Consider the following 18,823-nt stretch of genomic DNA (forward strand, 5'->3'; position numbering starts at 1 on the left):
TTTCTTTTATACATCGTCAAAATCAATTTCGATTTCACTGGAAGTTGGATGCGCTTGACAAGTTAAGGTTAACCCCTGTGCAACTTCTTTATCGGTTAAGATTTCGTTTTTCTTCATTTCGGCTGTTCCTTTTTTAATGCGGGCAATACAGCTACTGCAAACACCCCCACGACAAGAATAAGGAGCATCTAAGCCTTTTTTAACTGCTGCATCTAAAAGCGTTTGACTTTTATCCATTTCAAAAGTAGTTTCTTCATAGTCCAGTAAAACCGTGATTTTAGTTTTACCTTCTAAGTTTTCTACGGCTTCGTTACCTGTGTCGGCAGTTGTAAATAATTCGTATTTGATGCTTTTTTCAGGAACGTGATTTTCTTTTAAAACTTCGTTTGCCGTTTTAATCATTTCCTCCGGTCCGCAAAGGAAGAACTTATCAAAGGTTTTTTCGCTGTGTTTGTTGCGAAGAATGAAGTTGATATTCGGTTTATCGATACGACCGAAGTGTTCACCTTCAATGTTAGCCTGACTGTACACATAATGTACAAAGAAACGACTTAAGTATTGTTGTTGTAATTGCGCAATTTCTTCGTGGAAAATAGTTTCTTCCGAGGTTTTGTTTCCGTATAGTAAAACAAATGAACTGCGAGGTTCTTCTTCTAAAACCGTTTTAATGATAGCCAAAATAGGCGTAATTCCACTACCGGCTGCAAATGCTGCTAAATTGCGTTGTTTGTCGGCGTTAGGTTCAAAGGTAAATTTACCTTCGGGTTGGCTTACTTCTAAAACGTTTCCGGCGGCTAATTTTTTGTTAGCAAATGACGAAAACAATCCGTTGGGAATGGCTTTAACAGCAATACGCAATTCACCACTTTTTGGTGATGAACAAATAGAGTAGGCACGACGAATTTCTTGTCCGTCTAGTGTTAATTTTACGGTTACATACTGTCCCGCTGTAAAAGCGTAATGCTCTTTTAATTCGGCAGGAATATTAAAAGAAATAGAAACTGCTTGAGGCGTTTCTCTTCTTACTTCTTTTATACTGAGTTTATAAAATGACGACATTGAGTTGTTTTTTTTGGAACCGCAAAATTAAGGAATCTATTTTTTTATTATATGATAATTATCAGAAAAGTATACCTAAGAATATTATACATAAGTTTTTTATGTATATATTTGTTTCGCGTTAGGGATGGAAGCGGCATCTTTTGTTTTGTGAAGCTTCTTGTCTCTCGACTTCGCTCGAGATGACAGAGTTGTACAAAACAGAAATATAGCGGACAGCCCGACCCGAAGGGGAACGCCCAAAAGAGAATAGAGATGAAGAATTCGCAATTGTACAAAGGAAGTTTGAACACCATTATTATGAAGCTGCTGGAGGAAAACGGCAGAATGTATGGATATGAGATTACGCAACGGGTGAAGGAAATTACCAAAGGGGAACTTCATATTACGGAAGGCGCTTTGTATCCGGCGTTGCACAAACTGGAAGCGGAAGGATTGCTGGACGTGGAAGTGGAGAAGGTGGATAATCGCTTGCGAAAGTATTACAAGTTGACGGAAAAAGGTTCGGAGGAAACGGTCAATCGATTAGCTGAATTGGAAGAATTTATTAGGAACATGCAAACTATTGTGAATCCTAAATTGAGTTATTGAGATGAAGTTAACGAAAGAAAATATAGTTTTTATAGATAAATATTTGCAGAATAGTGGCGTTTTTTATTATGACGTTCGTGTGGAAATGTTGGATCACGTGGCAACTGCGGTGGAGAAAAAAATGGAAGAAGAATCGCTTGATTTTTACGAGGCTTTTAAGGAATACATGATGTTGAATAAAAAGGAGTTACTGAAAAATGATAAATTTTGGTCCTTATACTCTAAGGAAACCATTTTGAACTTTTTAAAGTTTTTAATTCATCCGTTACAACTGATTGTTGGTTTGGGAATTTATTTGGTTCTAAGGAAAATACCTGTTTTTACTTTCTTTTCGGAAGATTTTACTTTTCGACATTTTTTCTATTGTGCCGTTATTGTTTTTGCGGTAATTCAGCTTTTGTATTTTCATCTGATTTTAAGGAAGAGATACTATGGATTGGAGCGTTTAAGTGGTGTTTTTGCACTCATTTATTATTTGCAGATTTTTTTGATGCCTTTAGCTGACGACAAGAATCCGAGCTTATTTGTCGTTCTGTTTTTTAGTTATTTGTTTGTGGGTTATGTTCTTTTCTTTGTAAAAGAGGTTTTAAAATTTAAGAAGAAAAATAAAGTGTTATTTCAATGAAAATACTTTATATATTTTATACTATTGAAACAAATTAGTATTTAAAGGAAAACTTATCCTGAGTGTGAAAATAAAGAGATTGTCATTCTAAAATTAGTTTATTTAAACAAATAGAATGACAATTTTTTATTCCGAAAACAAAGCTTTCAATTCTGTTGCTTCGCTTGGTTTCATTTTTCCCGAAAGGATCAAACTTAATTGTTTACGTCTTAGTGCCGCTTCGTAGCGTTGTTTTTCCAGTACTGTTTCGGGAATTAAAACAGGAATTTGAGTAGGTTTTCCATCATCATCAAGAGCTACAAAAGTATAAATAGCTTCATTTGCTTTTACTTTAATACCTGATTTTCGGTCTTCGGTCCATACGTCAATAAAAATTTCTAACGATGTATTAAAAGTTCTTGAGACCTTAGCTTCTACAGAAACAATGTCACCCAAAGGAATAGGTCTGTTAAAAGCCACGTGATTTACAGAAGCCGTTACACATTCGCGTCCTGAATGACGACTAGCGGTAATACTTGCCGCACGATCCATACGTGCCAAAAGCTCACCACCAAACATGTTGTTGAAAGGGTTGGTTTCGCCCGGTAAAACTAAATCAGTTAAAATAGTAACCGATTCAGAAGGTTTTTTAGGTTGCATAGTTCTCATAGCACAAAGATAAAAAATGGATTGAATAGTTAAAATCAGTAAAAATAAAAGAGGCTGTCTAAAAATATTTCAGTCAGCCTCTTTTACATACAAAATATATAGATAGGTTTTACTCAATAAATAACCAAGCTTCGGCATTAACTTCTTTCTGAAGCTTTGATTTTTCGGCTTCCGCTTCTTCTAAAGTGCTATAACTTCCATAAGCCACGGGAACCAAATCATATTTGTTACGCTCTAATTTATGCGCTTTAAAACCTTGCTCTTTTAATAGATTTACTGCCTTGTCTGCATTTTCGTCACTTCTAAAAGCTCCGGCGATTAAGTGGTACGGCATTTTTTCTTCGGCTACAGCCAATTCAACATTTACCGAAGGAACATCGATCATAAAAGTAGCTTCCTGAATCTTCTTATGAACTTCTTCTTGTACTTGTTTTTGTACTAAAAGTGTTTGTGCTTCTATCTGCTGATCGTAATACATTTTGTAACCATACGTTCCCATTACGGAAAGCAACATCACAGAAGCCACAGCGTATTTTGCCCAACCAAAAGATTTGTTGGGTGTTGAAGCTACTGTTTCTAACGGAACAACTTTAGGCTCTTCAACTTTAGTTTCAACAATTTTTGGTTCAGCTGTAATTTTAGCAATAACAGGTTGTTCTTCTAAAGATTTGAAAACTTCGCGTTTAATTTCAGGCGAAACAAAGCTTGTTAATCCAAAAGAACTCGTAAGATAGTTGACTGAATTTACCGGAGTAAAAACCCAATTTAGTTCTTCGCCCATAGCATTAATTGTTCCTACATTTGGAAAAGAAACACTATTGCGTTGTTGTAACTCGCCAGTCCAGAAAGCCGCTTTTTGAGCAATAACTTCAGTTGCTTTTTCAAAAGAAATTTTTTCCTGTTGCGCAATATGATGGGCTAATAATCCATCATTATTTTTAATGTTAGGATTAAAGGAAACCAATTTTCTTGGCGGAAGAAAAGTTGAAGCGCTACCGCTAACCTGAGCTGATGCTATTTCTGTAATAAATGCACCAAAACCGGGAATAGTAACACACTGATAGCGATACAGTAAATCGGATATGTATTTGTCAATCATCATAAACACAAATTTAAGCAAACAATATGCACTTCAAAATTTTATCAACAAATTTTATTAACAATCTTAAAATAGTGCAATGTGTGACAAAAGTCACTTTCGGTTAAAGGAATAGTTGTTATTTTTGAGTGTTAGTTTGCAAAATACAAAACAAAATGAAAAAAGTTAAATTAGGATTCGCTGCTATAGCCGTTTTGGCATTGGTTAGTTGTGGCGATAAAAAAGAAGCAGAACCCTTTGGGAAATCAACTGAAGAATCAGCTACAACAGAAACAACTACTGAGACTAATCCTTTGGTAGATCAAGGAAAGGAAATTTTTGAAGGCAAAGGAACTTGTGTAGCTTGTCATCAACCTTCGACTAAAGTAGTTGGCCCGAGTTTAAAAGATATCTCGGCAACCTATAAAGAAAAAGGTGCAAGCATTGTTACTTTTCTAAAAGGAGAAGCTGAGCCTCTAGTTGACCCTACTCAGTTTGAAGTGATGAAAGCCAATTTTGCCATTACAAAACAAATGAAGGAGGAAGAATTAAAAGCTTTAGAAGCGTATATCGAAAGTTTTTAATTTTTTATTCCAAAACCATTTTAAAACCTACGCGCGGAATGTTTTCAATTCGTACGTGGGTTTCTTCTTTTATAATTTTTCGCAAACGCGAAATAAAAACATCTAGACTTCTACCTGAAAAATAATCATCTGTACCCCATAAAGAAGTTAATATTTTTTCTCTTTTCAAAACAGCATTCGGATTGTCTAAAAAAAGTTTTAATAATGCGGCCTCTCTTTCGGTTAAAGAAATAGTTTTTTCTCCTTTGTGCAGAATATAATTTTCGGGTTCAAAATCAAAAGAACCGAAACTATAGTTTTTAGAGGTTTTTTCGTTATTTTTTTGACTTCGGGTTAAAAATATCTCTATTTTTAAAATCAATTCTTCAATCGAATAAGGCTTTACTAAATAATCATCGGCACCTAACTTCAAACCTTTGATTCGATCTTCTTTCATGGTTTTAGCAGAAAGAAGTATGATAGGAATATCACCATTTCGTTTACGAATATTAGCAACCAACTCAAAACCGTTCATTTCAGGCAGCATAATATCGCAAACACATAAATCAAAATCTTGTTGAGAAAAAAGATCCAAGGCTTTTTTCCCATTACTGCAATGAACTACTTCAAAATGTTGTTCCAAATTATCAGCTGTTAAAAAAGCTAAAGTTTCATCATCTTCTACATATAGTATTTTTTTCTTATCCATTGCTAAGATATTTAAGAGGTATTTTTATTTCAATACAAAGTCCGGTTCCGGAATTTACAGCATTTATTTTCCAGTGATGTAAATCACAAATTTTTTTAACATAAGCTAACCCGATTCCAAAACCTTCAATCTCTTCGTTATTTTTTCGACTCACGCGATAAAATTTATCAAAAATAAAAGGCAAATCTTCTTTGGGAATTCCCGGTCCGTTATCACAAATCGTCAGGACATAATTTTTAATCTCTTTTTGAACAGAGACTGAAATTTCAGGATGGTCATTTCCATATTTAACGGCATTATCCGCTAAATTAAAAAGTAAATTATAAAAGTGAAAAACATCAGCAAATATTTTATGATTTTGAGTTTCCTTAAAGTGAAACAGTACATTTTTATGATGTTTTAAACCGATATTTTCTTTAACAAGATCAAGAGTTTTTTGTATCTCAACCCAGTCTTTTTGCAATTGTATTTGATTACTATCGGCTTTTGCTAATGATAAAATCTGTTCTATGTGTTGGTTCAGCTTATTACTCTGATCAATAATGATTTGAATGTAACGGCTTAGTTTTTTGTTTTCGATGATTTCTTTTTGAGAATGAGCATAATTGGAAGCAATTAAAATAGAAGACAAAGGCGTTTTGAATTCATGCGTCATGTTATTGATAAAGTCATTTTGTAAAGCAGTGTAATGTTTTTGCTTGAGCAGTAAAATGACAGAATACACATATATAATTAAAACAATAACCAGAACAAAAGTAAAAATCCAATATTGTTGTAAGTTGAGAACATAGGTTTGTTTTAGTTTGGGAAAACGAATGGCAAAATAATAGATAAGCTCATTGTTTTTAGTAAAACAGTCTTTGCATTTCTTTTCCGTTTCTCCGTTTGCAGAAATGTAATTACCATACAACATATCATCGGTAGCGCAATTGTAAATGGCATATTCAAAATCCTGATCAAGTTTTACTTTATTAAATTCTGTTTTTAGATAGTGTTCTAAAATGTTGTTTTCAAAAACATCGTTAACATTTACAATATAATAGTTGTCAGAAACTTTTTTAATCTGGTTGGTAATCGGAAGATTGGATTGATTATCACTATAAATTTTTTTGACTACATCTTGCAAGGCAAAATGAATTTTATCATCAAGTTCTCTTTTTTCAAATCTAAAAGCCTGACTCAATAAAAAAAGTTGCATAATAAGGACGCCTATTATTGCTAAAAATCCGATAAATATTACAATATTGAGTTTGCTTAACTTCATTTACACACCTGTTAACAAGTCATTAACAATCATTACATTTTGATTAACAACAAATCTACTATTTGTTTTTTTAAATTTGTGAAACAAAATTAATAATAACTAAAAATTGTAAATATGAAAGCATTAAAATTATCAATTGTTGCTTTATTTGTTTCAGCATTATCAATTGCTCAAACACCACAGGCTAAAAAATTAGAGGTTCAGCAAAAACCGGCAGCTACGACAGCAGCTAAACCTACAAAACCATCTGAATTAAAATGGGAAACTGAAACTCATGAATTTGGTGAAATTGAAAAAGGAAAACCAGTTTCTTATGAATTTACTTTTACGAACACTTCAAAACAAACAGTTTTGTTGACAAATGTAAAAGCTTCTTGTGGATGTACTGCAACCAATTATACAAAAACTCCTGTAAAACCAGGTGAAAAAGGGACTGTTACAGCAACTTACAATGCGGCTGCTCCAGGAAATTTCCACAAAACAGTTACAGTAACTACTAACGAAGAAGGTGCTGCTCCAAAAGTGTTAATCATCAAAGGAACAGTTAAAAAACCTGAATCTGAAGAAAAATCAATCTTATTGAAGTAAATTAAAAACAACTTTTTAATATCTTTACGAAAGCCACCTTAGTTTTTAAGGTGGTTTTTTATTTTTATGGAATACGCTTTTTTTGAAACACCATTGGGCATTGCTAAAATAGTAGGAGATCAAGATGGAATTTCCGAAATCTCTATTGGTTATGAAGAATCTGTTTCTTCCAAAATCCCAGAAAGTTTACTTCAGGCAATGATGCAACTTCAAGAATATTTTGCGGGAACTAGAAAAACTTTTGATTTCAAATTGAATCCTTCAGGAACTGAATTTCAACAAAAGGTTTGGCAAGAACTTTTGAATATCCCTTATGGAAAAACAACTTCTTATTTAGAACTTTCTAAAAAGTTAGGTGATGTTAAAGCTATTCGAGCAGTTGCTTCTGCTAACGGAAAAAATCCGCTTTGGATTGTTGTTCCTTGTCATCGGGTTATTGGTTCTGACGGATCGCTGACGGGTTATGCCGGAGGACTTTGGCGCAAGCAATGGTTATTGGAACACGAATTGGGACAAAAACAGCAAACGCTATTCTAAATTCTCATTTCAACTCATTTCAATTCAATCAAAAAATTAGTACATTCGTATACTAACGAACCTATAACTTTCCTAAAATATGAAGTTTCTCAACAAACTAACAAAATGGGCTATTATTCCAATCTTAATTTTAGTGGCTCTAATGTATATTTTTGATGTCGATTATCTTTTTAGAGCGGTTCGAACGGTTTATCTTAATGGTCATAATACGGCTTTTTTAGACGACTATCATTATTTTCCTAACAGGGAAGTGAAAAACGGAACTGCTCAACCTTGGGCAATAGCCAAAGATTATAATTCGGTTCCGGTTACAGAAACTCTGGAAAAAACACATAAGGAATTGCAAACGGTTGCTTATATGATTATTAAAAATGATAGTATTTGGCACGAAAGTTATTATGATGGCTACGGAAAAGATTCAAAATCTAATTCCTTTTCAATGGCCAAAAGTATTGTAACCTTGGCTTTAGGAAAAGCAATTATGGAAGGAAAAATTACCAGTTTAGATCAAAAAGTAGCTGATTTTTTTCCGGAATTAAAAGGAGAGTTTGCCAAAGAAGTAACAGTAGGTGATTTATCATCAATGGCATCAGGATTAAGTTGGGACGAACATTATTATAGTCCATTTTCAATAGTTACTCGTGCCTATTTTGACGATGATTTAAAGAAAGTGATTTTAGGATTAGAAGTCAATAAAAAGCCGGGACAATCGTTTGAATATTTAAGCGGTGCAACCGAATTGTTAGCCATGTGTATTGAAAAAGCAACGGGCAAATATCTTTCGGATTACGTTTCAGAGAAATTTTGGAAACCTTTAGGTGCTGAAAATGAAGCGTTTTGGCAATTAGATCATGAAGGCGACGGAATTGAAAAAGCGTATTGTTGCTTTGCGAGTAACGCACGCGATTTTGCACGTTTTGGAAAACTGATGAAACAAGATGGAAATTGGAACGGAAAACAAATTTTAGATTCTGCTTTTGTTCAAAAATGTGTAACCCCACGTTTTACTGAAAGTCCGCAATATGGTTACGGTTGGTGGTTGCATACTGTTAGCGGTAAGAAATTATATTATATGCGTGGACATTTAGGACAGTTCGTTATTGTAATTCCGGAAGACAATGTAATTATTGTTCGTTTAGGACATTTAAAAGGATTGCAAACTAAAGAAGATCCACATAGTAATGATTTGTATGTTTATGTAGACGAAGCGTATAAGATGTTAGCAGAAAGAAAATAGACGACAGAAAATAGAGAAAAGAAGAAAGAGAATAGAATTAACATCAACTATAAAAATTATGCTCGAAAAAATTCAACTCAACAACATTCTATTTTTAGATATAGAAACCGTTCCGCAATACGATTCGTATATGGGAATGGATGATGAAACACAAAAATTGTGGGAGCAAAAAACGCAATATCAACGTCGGGATGAGGTTACTGCCGAAGATTTTTATGAACGCGCGGGCATTTGGGCTGAGTTTGGAAAAATTATTTGTATTTCTGTTGGCTATTTTACCAATAAAGCCGATATCCGAAATTTCAGAGTGACCAGTTTTTGGGGAGAAGAACCCAAAATTTTACAAGACTTTTCTAATACACTGAACAATCATTTTGGCTCGGCAGCTCATGTTTTATGCGGACATAACGCTAAGGAATTTGATATTCCCTTTATTGCGCGCCGAATGATTATCAACGGAATTGCTTTGCCCGATAAACTCAATTTATTTGGGAAGAAACCATGGGAAGTTCCTCATTTGGATACTTTAGAATTGTGGAAATTTGGTGATTATAAACACTTTACCTCGCTGAAATTGTTGACCAAAGTATTAGGCGTTCCATCACCAAAAGACGATATCGACGGTAGCGAAGTTGCCCGAGTGTTTTACATTGAAAAAGATATCGATCGCATCATAACCTATTGCGAAAAAGATGTTATTGCTGTAGCTCAAATTTTCCTTCGCTTCCGTAGAGAAGATTTATTAATTGAAGATGAGATTACGCATGTTTAAATATCTCGATTAAGATCGATGTGACAATATGAAGAGAGCTTTGTCAGTTCGAATGGAGTCGAGAATACAAAAATTATGAAGTTATATTATGTTTACATACTAAAATGTTCAGATGAAACCTATTTGTTGGTTTTACATCCAAATTTAGAACAAAGAGTTATGCAACATAATATTGGAACAGATTCTGATGCATACACTTTTAGGAGAAGACCTGTTAAACTAGTTTGTGATCAAGATTTTGTTGAGCCTAACCAAGCTATTTATTTTGAAAAGAAAATAAAGAAATGGAGTAAAGCTAAGAAAGAAGCATTGATTAATGATGATTATGATTTATTACCTTTGCTTTCAGAATGTAAAAATAATTCACATTTTAAAAATAAGGGTCTCGACTCCGCTTGACCTGACATAGAGTAAGAATAAATAAGTTCTTGTTTTCACTTTGAACGGAGTCGAGAAGTTTATAATTAAGTATTAATCTAATAAGACTTTAGTCGAGTGATAGTGTCACCTCGAGCGGAGTCGAGAAGAAAAAAACATGGTTTTAAGCAGATTTTGGCTCGTTATATTCGTTTGTTCTATTGCATTTATTATCACAGGGTTGTTTACCAATCAGTATTATTCTATTGATTACGTATTAAATGGCGAACAAGGTGAACCGCTTTTAATTGGTGAAAAGTATTTAAACGAAATCCCAAAATTTGTTCAAGACAGTTTACAAGCCTCAGAGAACAAGGAGTATGTTTTAAACAAAGTCACTTCTGATGCTGATACAACGTATGTTTACAACAAGCAAACGGTAAAAATCTACAGCGGAAAACAGCAAGCTAATGGTTTGTTGCCTATGGCAAAAAGCAGTTTATTGGATTTAATTCTTCCATTGATTGCCTATTTATCTTTTTTCTGCGGAATTATGGAATTGCTTATTATTTCAGGAGCTTCTGAAAAATTAGCTGGTTATTTGAGTCCGGCATTTGCCAAAATTTTCCCTTCCATTCCAAAAAATCACGAGTCTATTTCTTATATGACTTTGAATTTTGCGGCCAACTTTCTAGGGCTCGATTCTGCGGCTACACCATTTGGATTAAAAGCCATGGAAAAACTGCAAGAAATTAATCCCGATAAAGACAAAGCGAGTGATGCACAAATTATGTTTATGTGTTTGCATGCAGCCGGTTTAACGTTAATTCCAACATCAATTATTGGATATCGCGCTGCCGAAAATGCTGCCAATCCAGCCGATGTCATGTTACCTTGTATCATTACGTCTTTTGTAGGAACCATTGCTGCATTTATTTTAGTCGGTATAAAGCAACGTATCAACTTTAAAAGTGCTTCGTTATTAGCAGGATTGATGGCGTTGATTGGAGCAATTGTAGGGTTGTTATTTTACGTAAATACTTTAGATTTAATCGGTAAAAATTATTTTACAGCGAATTTATCAGGTGTTTTATTATTGGTAATTATTGGTTTTACGTTGGTTTTTTCATTTGTAAATGAGAAGAAGTTTATTGAAAAAAACACCAATTTGTTCGACACTTTTGTAGTTGGAGCCAACAACGGATTAAAAACCGGAGCGATGATTTTTCCTTATGTAATGGGAATGTTAGTCGCAATTTCTTTGTTTAGAAACAGCGGTTTGTTTGAATTGATAAGTCACGGAATTGCTTTCGTTTTCTCGCATTTAGGCGTACATAAAGAAATTATCGATTCATTGCCGGTTGCCATGTTGCGTCCGTTTGCATCTAGTGGTTCGCGCGGATTTATGATTGATGCTATGCGTGTGTATGGTCCCGATTCTTTTGCCGGACGTTTGAGTTGTATTTTTCAGTGTAGTGCCGAAACCACGTTTTATGTTATTGCAGTTTACTTTGGTTCGGTAAATATCAAGGATACGCGTTACACGCTTTGGATGATGTTACTAGTTGATTTAATTTGTGTGTTAACAGCTATTTTTGTGGCAAGTTGGTTTTTTTGATTTCCTGCAAGGTTTCCCGAACCTTGTAGGTATGTAACTTGAGAAGATGAAATTAGAAACATTACAAAGAGAGAAGTTTTATCATATCTACAACAGAGGAATTAATAGTACTGCTATTTTTGTTTCTAACGAAAACAAGTCTTATTTCTTAAAGCTAATGGCTAAACATTTAAAAGATAAAGTAGCCATTTATGCTTATTGTTTGATGGATAATCATTTCCACTTTGTGATTCAGGTTGTAGAAGATGAAAAAGTAGTGACTCAAGCTTTTTCTAATCTTTTTAATGCTTATGCGAAAGCCTTTAACAAGCAACAAAAAAGAACAGGAAGTTTGTTTGAAAAACATTTTAGAAGAATAAAATTGGATTCTGAAGAATACTTAAAAAATGTAATTGTTTATGTTCATCTAAATCCAGCAAATCATTTGAATATTGATTTTAAAAGATTTCCTTTTTCATCGTATCAATCAGTTTTAGCACATGAAGAAACACTGGTCGCTAAAGATGAGGTTTTAGTATTTTTTACGGATGTTGAAAATTATATTTTTTGTCACGATGCAAAACAAAAAGTATTAGAAAACAAATTCTTGTTAGAATAACATACCAACAAGGTCGAGGCAGACCTTGCAGGTATGAAACCAAATATAATTTTTACTTAGAATTCCTATACGTCTTTCATAGCCCCGATAGCAGCGATATCCTTTTTATTGTCACCTCGAGCGGAGTCGAGAGGGAAATAAAAAGATATAGCGAATAGCGGGACGACTGTTGAGTTGTAAACTAAAATGTGTGCTTCTAAAAAACATATACCAAATAACCACACAAAACTTTTTCTCAAAATTACAGAATCCTTAACTTTACGCAACAAAACACAAACACAATGGATTTTATATATCAAGAGCCGTTTCCTATTGAAAAGGACGACACCCAATACAAAAAAATTACTTCAGATTACGTTACTGTTGAAAAATTAGGCGATCGCGAAATTTTAGTGGTTGACCCCAAAGGATTAGAGCTTTTAGCCGAAGAAGCAATGACCGATGTTTCGTTTATGCTTCGTACCAAACACTTGAAAAGTTTACAAAACATTTTAGACGATCCGGAAGCGACGGATAACGATCGTTTTGTGGCGTACAATTTATTAGAAAACGCTTCGGTGGCGGTAGAAGGGCAATTGCCATCTTGTCAAGATACCGGAACAGCGATTGTTGTGGCTAAAAAAGGGGAAAGTGTGTACACCGGAACGGATGATGCCGAGTGGTTGTCGAAAGGTATTTTTAACACCTACCAAAAGAAAAATTTACGTTATTCTCAAATTGTGCCCATCAGTATGTTTGAAGAGAAAAACTCAGGTTCAAACTTACCGGCTCAAATTGATATTTATACTAAAAAAGGAGCTTCGTACGAATTTTTGTTTTTAGCAAAAGGTGGAGGTTCTGCCAACAAAACATTTTTGTACCAACAAACCAAATCGTTGTTGAACGATAAAACCTTAACGGAATTTGTAAAAACTAAAATCAAAGATTTAGGAACATCGGCTTGTCCGCCGTACCACTTGGCTTTGGTTATTGGAGGAACTTCTGCTGAGGCGACTTTAGCTGCGGTTAAGAAAGCATCTGCCGGATATTATGATAATTTACCAACTTCTGGAAACATGGGAGGTCAGGCTTTCCGTGATTTAGAATGGGAAGAGAAAGTGAAGCAAATTTGTCACGAAAGCGGAATTGGCGCACAGTTTGGTGGTAAATATTTTGTACATGACGTTCGTGTTATTCGTTTGCCGCGTCACGCTGCATCTTGTCCGGTTGGATTAGGCGTTTCGTGTTCTGCTGATAGAAATATCAAAGCGAAAATAAATAAAGACGGTATTTTCTTAGAGCAATTGGAAACCAATCCAAGACAATTTATGCCGGAAGTTGCACCACATTTGGAAGAACCAATTACTATTGATTTGGATAGACCAATGCAAGATATTTTAGCCGAATTGACTAAATATCCGGTTAAAACTCGTTTGAAATTAAACGGAACAGTGATTGTTGCTCGTGATATTGCGCATGCTAAGATTAAAGAAATGTTGGATGCGGGACAACCCATGCCGGAATACTTCAAAAATCACCCGGTTTATTATGCCGGGCCTGCTAAAACTCCGGAAGGAATGCCATCGGGAAGTTTTGGACCCACAACTGCCGGACGTATGGATGTGTATGTAGAAGAGTTCCAAAAACACGGTGGAAGCATGGTGATGTTGGCTAAAGGAAACCGTTCTAAACAAGTTTCGGATGCGTGTACCAAATATGGAGGATTCTATTTGGGTTCAATTGGTGGACCAGCAGCTATTTTAGCTAAAGAAAATATCTTGAATGTTGAGGTAGTTGATTTCCCGGAATTAGGAATGGAAGCAGTTCGTAAAATTACAGTGAAAGATTTCCCTGCGTTCATTATTACTGACGATAAAGGAAACGACTTCTTTGTTGATTTGAAATAATTTTTTCAGAAGAAAGAGAAAAGGATATAGAGTAAAAACCTGTTAGTGAAAGCTAGCAGGTTTTTTTATGTTTTTTGTCATTCCGACGAGAGGAGGAATCTCATTAAGAGATTGAGACTTCTATAACCGTAAACTTTGTTTACTCCTCTTACTATCAAATGCTCGAAGTGACAAACTAATTTTTTATTTTGGCTTTATATTTGATGTTGAGTTTTTATGAAAAACATTTTTGTCATTCTACTATCAATTTCTATTTTTTCTTGCGAAAAGAAAGAGAAAACATATGAAGAACTTGAAGCTGAAGTTTTAAGTGATGTTTTGCCAGATATTACAAAATACGAGCTAAACAATTCTTTTTGGCTTTTATTTCCACCTCCACCACCTTTACCCGAGAGAAATCTCGAAAAGATTTATGATTCTCTTCAGGTTGATAGTATTGCTAGGCAAATTGATATTGAATGGGATGAATATAGAAAAAATCAAAAAGAAGCAATAAAAATTGCTTTGATTGAAATTGATAAATTTAAAAAATATGAACAATCTGTTATTGATACTCTTCGATTTGTAGAAAAGTTAAAAATAGAAACAAATGTTTATATGTTTGACTCTTTAGATAATAGAGGTATAAAACATAGTGATTTTTTAAAATGTAATTTGAAAATTAAAACTGTTTCAAGTTCGGAAACATTTGAAGGAAAAGATAGAGAAACACATAAACCTGTTTTATTTCCTACGAGAGTTTTAATCACACCTGATAAGCAGAACTCATTCTTTTCAATTTTAAAATGGTACGGAACATATCATGTCTTTTGTAAGTATTCTGAAAAAATGGATAAATGGGAAATAGATAAAATTGTAAAAGATGATGAATTAAAAAATTAGCGAAATGTTTGTCATTCCGACGAGAGGAGGAATCTCATAAAGAATTAAGTAATGCATGAGGCTTCTCGACTCCGCTCGAAGTGACAAACTATCTTAAAAATGCTAAGCACTCTTAACTGACCACTGATTACTAAAGCCTACTCCACATACAAAACCAATCCTTTCAAATAATGTCCTTCCGGATGGTAGATATTCGTTGGATGATCGGGTCCTTGTGATAATTTGTGTAATACACGAATGGTTCTTCCAGTTTCAATGGCAGCAGCAGCAACGGTGTTGTAAAACAAGACGTCGTCAATAACTTGCGAGCACGAAAACGTGAACAAAATTCCTTTGGGTGCTAATGCTTTTAATCCGGCAATGTTTAAGCGTTTGTAGGCTTGCGTTGCGGTGTGTTTGCTCTTAATACTTTTGGCGAAAGCCGGCGGATCTAACACAATGACATCATAAATTTGATGGTTTTCTTTCATGAAATTGAAAACGTCATCGGCAACCGCTTTATGATTGGCTCCCGGAAAGTTTAATTCCATATTTTGAGCGGCTAAATCAACTGCTTTTTGTGAAATATCTACTGAAGTTACCAATTCGGCTCCGGCGCTCATGGCATAAATCGAAAAACCTCCGGTATAACAAAAAGTGTTCAGTACTTTTTTGTCTTTCGAAAATTTGCCTAATAGTTTTCGGTTATCGCGCTGATCTAAGAAGAAACCTGTCTTTTGACCTTCTACCCAATTCACGTGAAATTGAATGTTGTTTTCTTTGGCTACAGTGCTTTCTTTGGCTCCAAATAAAAAATAGTCGGTTCCGGTATTCGGTAAAGTTCCCGAGCTTTTGCAATAAATGGTTTCGCAATTATCTGAAAAATTAGCTTGAATAGCGGCTGCTATTTTTTCCATTTCCTGAAAAATCCCGGAAGAATGCGCTTGAATAACCCAACAGTTGTTGTAAAAATCGATGATTAATCCGGGGATACCATCGCCTTCACCGTGAATAACACGAAAAGCATTGGTTACGTCCAAATTCAATAATTTAGTTCGTAATTCCCAAGCCGATTGTAGTTTTTCTGCCCAAAAGTTTTCGGTGTATTTTTCGTTTCCAAAAGTCAATAATCGAACAACAATACTTCCTCTATCGCTGTAGAAACCAGTGCCCAAATGTTTTTGGTTACTATCTACGACATCTACTAATTGGCCATCGGTAAGTTCTTCGGTAACGCCATAAACAGCACCACTAAATACCCATGGATGTCTTCTTAATATTGATTTTTCTTTGCCTGATTTTAAAATTACTTTTGGATTCATTGTTTAAAATATGTCAATTTGATAATTGAAAAAAACCTACAAGGTTTAAATTACTTGTAGGCTGTTTTATTTTCTTGTCCTTTCAAACATAATGTGATTTTTCTTCACTACGTTCATCGAAATGACAAATGTTTTTTAGTCTAAAACCATTTCAGGAATTTCACCTTCTACGATAAGTGTTCCTTCAGTTGCTTTTTTAATTTCTTCTACAGAAACACCCGGAGCTCTTTCTAAAAGTTTGAATCCTTGTGGTGTTACTTCAATAACGGCTAATTCGGTTACGATTTTTTTCACACAACCTACACCTGTTAATGGTAAAGAACAACGTTTTAATAATTTCGATTCGCCTGCTTTATTCACGTGCATCATGGCAACGATAATATTTTCGGCTGAAGCGACTAAATCCATAGCACCACCCATTCCTTTTACCATTTTACCCGGAATTTTCCAGTTGGCAATATCTCCGTTTTCGGCTACTTCCATAGCACCTAAAATGGTTAAATCTACTTTTTGAGAACGAATCATTCCGAAACTAAAAGCAGAATCAAAGAAACTAGCTCCCGGTAATGTTGTGATGGTTTGTTTTCCAGCATTGATGATGTCGGCATCTTCTTCACCTTCGAAAGGAAATGGACCCATACCTAAAACACCATTTTCCGATTGAAATTCTACAGCAATATCTTCACGAACAAAGTTGGCCACCAATGTAGGGATTCCAATTCCTAGATTTACGTAGTAACCATCTTTTACTTCTTTCGCAATTCGTTTTGCAATTTGATTTTTATCTAGTGCCATTTTAATTAGTTTATCAATTACTTAATTTACTAACGATTGATTAATTTGTGTACCAAGGACCTGACCAAGCTGTCTTATCTCCATTTGCACAAACCGCCCTTACGTAAAAACTTGTCTGTGAAGGCGCATAGAATACAGGCCAATATCCTGAACTTATTGTGTTTATATTTCCTGATAAACTACCTATAACATATTCAAAATTATATTCTCCATTTGTATTCCATTGAGCTCTTTTATAACCACTTCCTTCATTATAAAAAACAACATTAGAAGGGGTTGTACACATATTTTGAACTGTTTGGTTGTAATAGCTTTTTACATTTGACCAGCTACTCCAGCCATTTGTGTCGCTACAAAATACACGTACATAAAAATCATAAGTAGTATTCGCTTGCATTGGAAAGTCGTTATAGTACTCATTATTGGTTTGATAAGTAGTTCCTGTACCAAGAGTAAAACCACTTACACCATATTGCATTTGATACAAAGAATTTGAAGAGTAATTACTATCCCATGTTAATGAAGTAGCATAAGCTTGTAAGTCGTAAGGTTTATAACAAATTTCATTTATTGTGATAGCTTTTGGCGTTGACCAGTTACTTTTTGAGCCATCTGTACAAACAGCTCTTACATAGGTTACATAAGTACTCCCTGCATAAAGACCTATATCTTGATTGTTTTGTACGCTATTTAATTCTGTAACAGCTGTAATCTGTCCGTAGTCAGGATTGTTACCGGAATTAGTTTGCATTACTGATAATTCGTAATACATAGCCAGAGTGTTTGTACTCAAAATGGCTATATTAATGTCTTCTCCATTTTGAGAAATTGTGAAGTTTTGAATAGATGCACATTGTGATTGTGATTCCTCGTTATTGTTTCCTTCATTGTTATTTTCTTGATTATTGCTTTCGTCATTATTTACGTCGTCTTTTGAACAAGAATAGGGTAATGTGATTGCCATAAGAGCAATCATTAATAATAATTTTTTTTTCATTTTTTTATAGAATTAATTAATATTTTTTACGGGTTGTACGTTGTTCAATGCGTTTTTCAAATTTCTCGCCTTGGAAAATACGATTGACCATAATTCCAGGAATGTGAATTTGATTAGGGTCCAAAGTTCCGGCAGGAACCAATTCTTCTACTTCGGCAATAGTGATTTTTCCGGCACCGGCCATAGGCGCATTAAAATTACGAGCGGTTCCTTTAAAAATTAAGTTTCCAGCTTCGTCACCTTTCCAAGCTTTAACGATGGCAAAATCGGCTTGAAAAGCGTGTTCCATAATGTACATTTTTCCGTTGAATTCACGAGTTTCTTTTCCTTCGGCCACTTCGGTTCCGTAACCGGCAGGGGTAAAGAAAGCAGGAATTCCCATTTGAGCAGCACGACATTTTTCGGCTAAAGTTCCTTGTGGGGTTAGTTCGACTTCTAATTCTCCGGATAGCATTTGGCGTTCAAATTCGGCATTTTCACCCACATAAGAAGAAATCATTTTTTTGATTTGTCGTTTTTGCAACAACAAACCCAAACCGAAATCGTCAACCCCTGCATTGTTGGAAATACAAGTAAGATCAGTTACACCCATTTTCACGAGTTCGGCAATACTGTTTTCAGGAATACCACTAAGTCCGAAACCGCCAAGCATGATAGTCATGCCGCTTTCGAGACCTTGTAAGGCTTCTTGAACGTTGTTCACTTTTCGAGTAATCAT

21 protein-coding genes are annotated in these 18,823 nt (G+C 34.7%); 12 read left to right on the forward strand and 9 right to left on the reverse strand.

The window, feature by feature from the left end; genetic code table 11:
- Positions 1 to 6 precede the first annotated feature (6 nt).
- A complete protein-coding gene (locus tag ACUSJC_RS13900; RefSeq protein WP_449270164.1) occupies positions 7 to 1,059 on the reverse strand; it encodes a 2Fe-2S iron-sulfur cluster-binding protein in 1,053 nt (350 codons plus the stop codon).
- Between the two features lie 255 nt (positions 1,060 to 1,314).
- Here ACUSJC_RS13900 and ACUSJC_RS13905 point away from each other — a divergent pair, with 255 nt between their 5' ends.
- Together ACUSJC_RS13905 and ACUSJC_RS13910 are read left to right on the forward strand one after the other, a co-directional pair.
- Positions 1,315 to 1,650, forward strand: a complete 336-nt coding sequence (locus ACUSJC_RS13905) for a PadR family transcriptional regulator (RefSeq protein ID WP_449270165.1) — start codon at positions 1,315 to 1,317, stop codon at positions 1,648 to 1,650.
- Position 1,651: 1 nt separating this feature from the next.
- Positions 1,652 to 2,275 (forward strand): hypothetical protein, encoded by a 624-nt coding sequence (locus ACUSJC_RS13910; protein ID WP_449270166.1) that lies wholly within the window; start codon positions 1,652 to 1,654, stop codon positions 2,273 to 2,275.
- 126 nt (positions 2,276 to 2,401) lie between these two features.
- On the opposite strand, the gene ACUSJC_RS13915 is transcribed toward ACUSJC_RS13910, so the two are convergent.
- A complete protein-coding gene (locus tag ACUSJC_RS13915; protein ID WP_449270167.1) occupies positions 2,402 to 2,914 on the reverse strand; it encodes an acyl-CoA thioesterase in 513 nt (170 codons plus the stop codon).
- Positions 2,915 to 3,032: 118 nt separating this feature from the next.
- The gene (locus ACUSJC_RS13920) at positions 3,033 to 4,025 is read right to left on the reverse strand and encodes an HU domain-containing protein (protein ID WP_449270168.1); all 993 of its coding nucleotides are present in this window, start codon (positions 4,023 to 4,025) and stop codon (positions 3,033 to 3,035) included.
- A gap of 152 nt (positions 4,026 to 4,177) precedes the next feature.
- Here ACUSJC_RS13920 and ACUSJC_RS13925 point away from each other — a divergent pair, with 152 nt between their 5' ends.
- Positions 4,178 to 4,585: a c-type cytochrome gene (locus tag ACUSJC_RS13925; protein ID WP_449270169.1), complete on the forward strand. Its 408-nt coding sequence runs from the start codon at positions 4,178 to 4,180 to the stop codon at positions 4,583 to 4,585.
- A 4-nt stretch (positions 4,586 to 4,589) separates the two neighbouring features.
- On the opposite strand, the gene ACUSJC_RS13930 is transcribed toward ACUSJC_RS13925, so the two are convergent.
- Positions 4,590 to 5,273 (reverse strand): response regulator transcription factor, encoded by a 684-nt coding sequence (locus tag ACUSJC_RS13930; RefSeq protein ID WP_449270170.1) that lies wholly within the window; start codon positions 5,271 to 5,273, stop codon positions 4,590 to 4,592.
- Positions 5,266 to 6,537, reverse strand: a complete 1,272-nt coding sequence (locus ACUSJC_RS13935) for a sensor histidine kinase (protein WP_449270171.1) — start codon at positions 6,535 to 6,537, stop codon at positions 5,266 to 5,268. Before ACUSJC_RS13935 ends, ACUSJC_RS13930 begins: the two co-directional genes overlap by 8 nt.
- 114 nt (positions 6,538 to 6,651) lie before the next feature.
- On the opposite strand from ACUSJC_RS13935, the gene ACUSJC_RS13940 reads away from it, so the two are divergent.
- The 9 genes from ACUSJC_RS13940 (at position 6,652) to ACUSJC_RS13980 (ending at position 15,012) form a co-directional block, all read left to right on the forward strand.
- Positions 6,652 to 7,125, forward strand: coding sequence for a DUF1573 domain-containing protein (locus tag ACUSJC_RS13940; protein ID WP_449270172.1), 474 nt, complete (start codon positions 6,652 to 6,654; stop codon positions 7,123 to 7,125).
- Between the two features lie 66 nt (positions 7,126 to 7,191).
- Positions 7,192 to 7,662: a methylated-DNA--[protein]-cysteine S-methyltransferase gene (locus tag ACUSJC_RS13945; protein WP_449270173.1), complete on the forward strand. Its 471-nt coding sequence runs from the start codon at positions 7,192 to 7,194 to the stop codon at positions 7,660 to 7,662.
- Positions 7,663 to 7,741: 79 nt separating this feature from the next.
- Positions 7,742 to 8,899: a serine hydrolase domain-containing protein gene (locus ACUSJC_RS13950; RefSeq protein ID WP_449270174.1), complete on the forward strand. Its 1,158-nt coding sequence runs from the start codon at positions 7,742 to 7,744 to the stop codon at positions 8,897 to 8,899.
- A gap of 58 nt (positions 8,900 to 8,957) precedes the next feature.
- Positions 8,958 to 9,671, forward strand: coding sequence for a 3'-5' exonuclease (locus tag ACUSJC_RS13955; protein WP_449270175.1), 714 nt, complete (start codon positions 8,958 to 8,960; stop codon positions 9,669 to 9,671).
- A 75-nt stretch (positions 9,672 to 9,746) separates the two neighbouring features.
- Positions 9,747 to 10,070 carry a GIY-YIG nuclease family protein gene (locus ACUSJC_RS13960; protein WP_449270176.1) on the forward strand — a complete coding sequence of 108 codons (324 nt, stop codon included), beginning with the start codon at positions 9,747 to 9,749 and terminating at the stop codon, positions 10,068 to 10,070.
- A gap of 136 nt (positions 10,071 to 10,206) precedes the next feature.
- A complete protein-coding gene (locus tag ACUSJC_RS13965; protein ID WP_449270177.1) occupies positions 10,207 to 11,646 on the forward strand; it encodes a nucleoside recognition domain-containing protein in 1,440 nt (479 codons plus the stop codon).
- Positions 11,647 to 11,692: 46 nt separating this feature from the next.
- Entirely contained in the window at positions 11,693 to 12,244 is a 552-nt protein-coding gene (locus ACUSJC_RS13970; RefSeq protein WP_449270178.1) for a transposase, read from the forward strand.
- A 281-nt stretch (positions 12,245 to 12,525) separates the two neighbouring features.
- Positions 12,526 to 14,130 (forward strand): fumarate hydratase, encoded by a 1,605-nt coding sequence (locus tag ACUSJC_RS13975; protein ID WP_449270179.1) that lies wholly within the window; start codon positions 12,526 to 12,528, stop codon positions 14,128 to 14,130.
- Between the two features lie 216 nt (positions 14,131 to 14,346).
- A complete protein-coding gene (locus ACUSJC_RS13980; RefSeq protein ID WP_449270180.1) occupies positions 14,347 to 15,012 on the forward strand; it encodes a hypothetical protein in 666 nt (221 codons plus the stop codon).
- Positions 15,013 to 15,149: 137 nt separating this feature from the next.
- Here the strand turns inward: ACUSJC_RS13980 and ACUSJC_RS13985 are convergent, their stop codons facing one another.
- The 4 genes from ACUSJC_RS13985 to ACUSJC_RS14000 form a co-directional block, all read right to left on the reverse strand.
- On the reverse strand, positions 15,150 to 16,313 hold the full coding sequence (locus ACUSJC_RS13985; RefSeq protein WP_449270181.1) for a class I SAM-dependent rRNA methyltransferase: 1,164 nt from the start codon (positions 16,311 to 16,313) through the stop codon (positions 15,150 to 15,152).
- 135 nt (positions 16,314 to 16,448) lie between these two features.
- Positions 16,449 to 17,108, reverse strand: coding sequence for a CoA transferase subunit B (locus tag ACUSJC_RS13990; protein WP_449270182.1), 660 nt, complete (start codon positions 17,106 to 17,108; stop codon positions 16,449 to 16,451).
- 40 nt (positions 17,109 to 17,148) lie between these two features.
- Positions 17,149 to 18,105, reverse strand: a complete 957-nt coding sequence (locus ACUSJC_RS13995; RefSeq protein WP_449270183.1) for a hypothetical protein — start codon at positions 18,103 to 18,105, stop codon at positions 17,149 to 17,151.
- A 16-nt stretch (positions 18,106 to 18,121) separates the two neighbouring features.
- On the reverse strand, positions 18,122 to 18,823 hold the full coding sequence (locus tag ACUSJC_RS14000) for a CoA transferase subunit A (RefSeq protein WP_449270184.1): 702 nt from the start codon (positions 18,821 to 18,823) through the stop codon (positions 18,122 to 18,124).

This window comes from Flavobacterium sp. U410, assembly GCF_053570605.1.

What these genes read in the sequence shown, in the direction of transcription:
- ACUSJC_RS13995 (WP_449270183.1), bottom strand. Translation starts at nt 18,105, where the DNA reads ATGAAAAAAAAATTATTATTAATGATTGCTCTTATGGCAATCACATTA.
- ACUSJC_RS13990 (WP_449270182.1), bottom strand. Translation starts at nt 17,108, where the DNA reads ATGGCACTAGATAAAAATCAAATTGCAAAACGAATTGCGAAAGAAGTA.
- ACUSJC_RS13955 (WP_449270175.1), top strand. Translation starts at nt 8,958, where the DNA reads ATGCTCGAAAAAATTCAACTCAACAACATTCTATTTTTAGATATAGAA.
- ACUSJC_RS13940 (WP_449270172.1), top strand. Translation starts at nt 6,652, where the DNA reads ATGAAAGCATTAAAATTATCAATTGTTGCTTTATTTGTTTCAGCATTA.
- ACUSJC_RS13920 (WP_449270168.1), bottom strand. Translation starts at nt 4,025, where the DNA reads ATGATGATTGACAAATACATATCCGATTTACTGTATCGCTATCAGTGT.
- ACUSJC_RS13945 (WP_449270173.1), top strand. Translation starts at nt 7,192, where the DNA reads ATGGAATACGCTTTTTTTGAAACACCATTGGGCATTGCTAAAATAGTA.
- ACUSJC_RS13905 (WP_449270165.1), top strand. Translation starts at nt 1,315, where the DNA reads ATGAAGAATTCGCAATTGTACAAAGGAAGTTTGAACACCATTATTATG.
- ACUSJC_RS13970 (WP_449270178.1), top strand. Translation starts at nt 11,693, where the DNA reads ATGAAATTAGAAACATTACAAAGAGAGAAGTTTTATCATATCTACAAC.
- ACUSJC_RS13925 (WP_449270169.1), top strand. Translation starts at nt 4,178, where the DNA reads ATGAAAAAAGTTAAATTAGGATTCGCTGCTATAGCCGTTTTGGCATTG.
- ACUSJC_RS13910 (WP_449270166.1), top strand. Translation starts at nt 1,652, where the DNA reads ATGAAGTTAACGAAAGAAAATATAGTTTTTATAGATAAATATTTGCAG.
- ACUSJC_RS13965 (WP_449270177.1), top strand. Translation starts at nt 10,207, where the DNA reads ATGGTTTTAAGCAGATTTTGGCTCGTTATATTCGTTTGTTCTATTGCA.
- ACUSJC_RS13915 (WP_449270167.1), bottom strand. Translation starts at nt 2,914, where the DNA reads ATGCAACCTAAAAAACCTTCTGAATCGGTTACTATTTTAACTGATTTA.
- ACUSJC_RS14000 (WP_449270184.1), bottom strand. Translation starts at nt 18,823, where the DNA reads ATGATTACTCGAAAAGTGAACAACGTTCAAGAAGCCTTACAAGGTCTC.
- ACUSJC_RS13980 (WP_449270180.1), top strand. Translation starts at nt 14,347, where the DNA reads ATGAAAAACATTTTTGTCATTCTACTATCAATTTCTATTTTTTCTTGC.
- ACUSJC_RS13935 (WP_449270171.1), bottom strand. Translation starts at nt 6,537, where the DNA reads ATGAAGTTAAGCAAACTCAATATTGTAATATTTATCGGATTTTTAGCA.
- ACUSJC_RS13960 (WP_449270176.1), top strand. Translation starts at nt 9,747, where the DNA reads ATGAAGTTATATTATGTTTACATACTAAAATGTTCAGATGAAACCTAT.
- ACUSJC_RS13900 (WP_449270164.1), bottom strand. Translation starts at nt 1,059, where the DNA reads ATGTCGTCATTTTATAAACTCAGTATAAAAGAAGTAAGAAGAGAAACG.
- ACUSJC_RS13950 (WP_449270174.1), top strand. Translation starts at nt 7,742, where the DNA reads ATGAAGTTTCTCAACAAACTAACAAAATGGGCTATTATTCCAATCTTA.
- ACUSJC_RS13930 (WP_449270170.1), bottom strand. Translation starts at nt 5,273, where the DNA reads ATGGATAAGAAAAAAATACTATATGTAGAAGATGATGAAACTTTAGCT.
- ACUSJC_RS13985 (WP_449270181.1), bottom strand. Translation starts at nt 16,313, where the DNA reads ATGAATCCAAAAGTAATTTTAAAATCAGGCAAAGAAAAATCAATATTA.
- ACUSJC_RS13975 (WP_449270179.1), top strand. Translation starts at nt 12,526, where the DNA reads ATGGATTTTATATATCAAGAGCCGTTTCCTATTGAAAAGGACGACACC.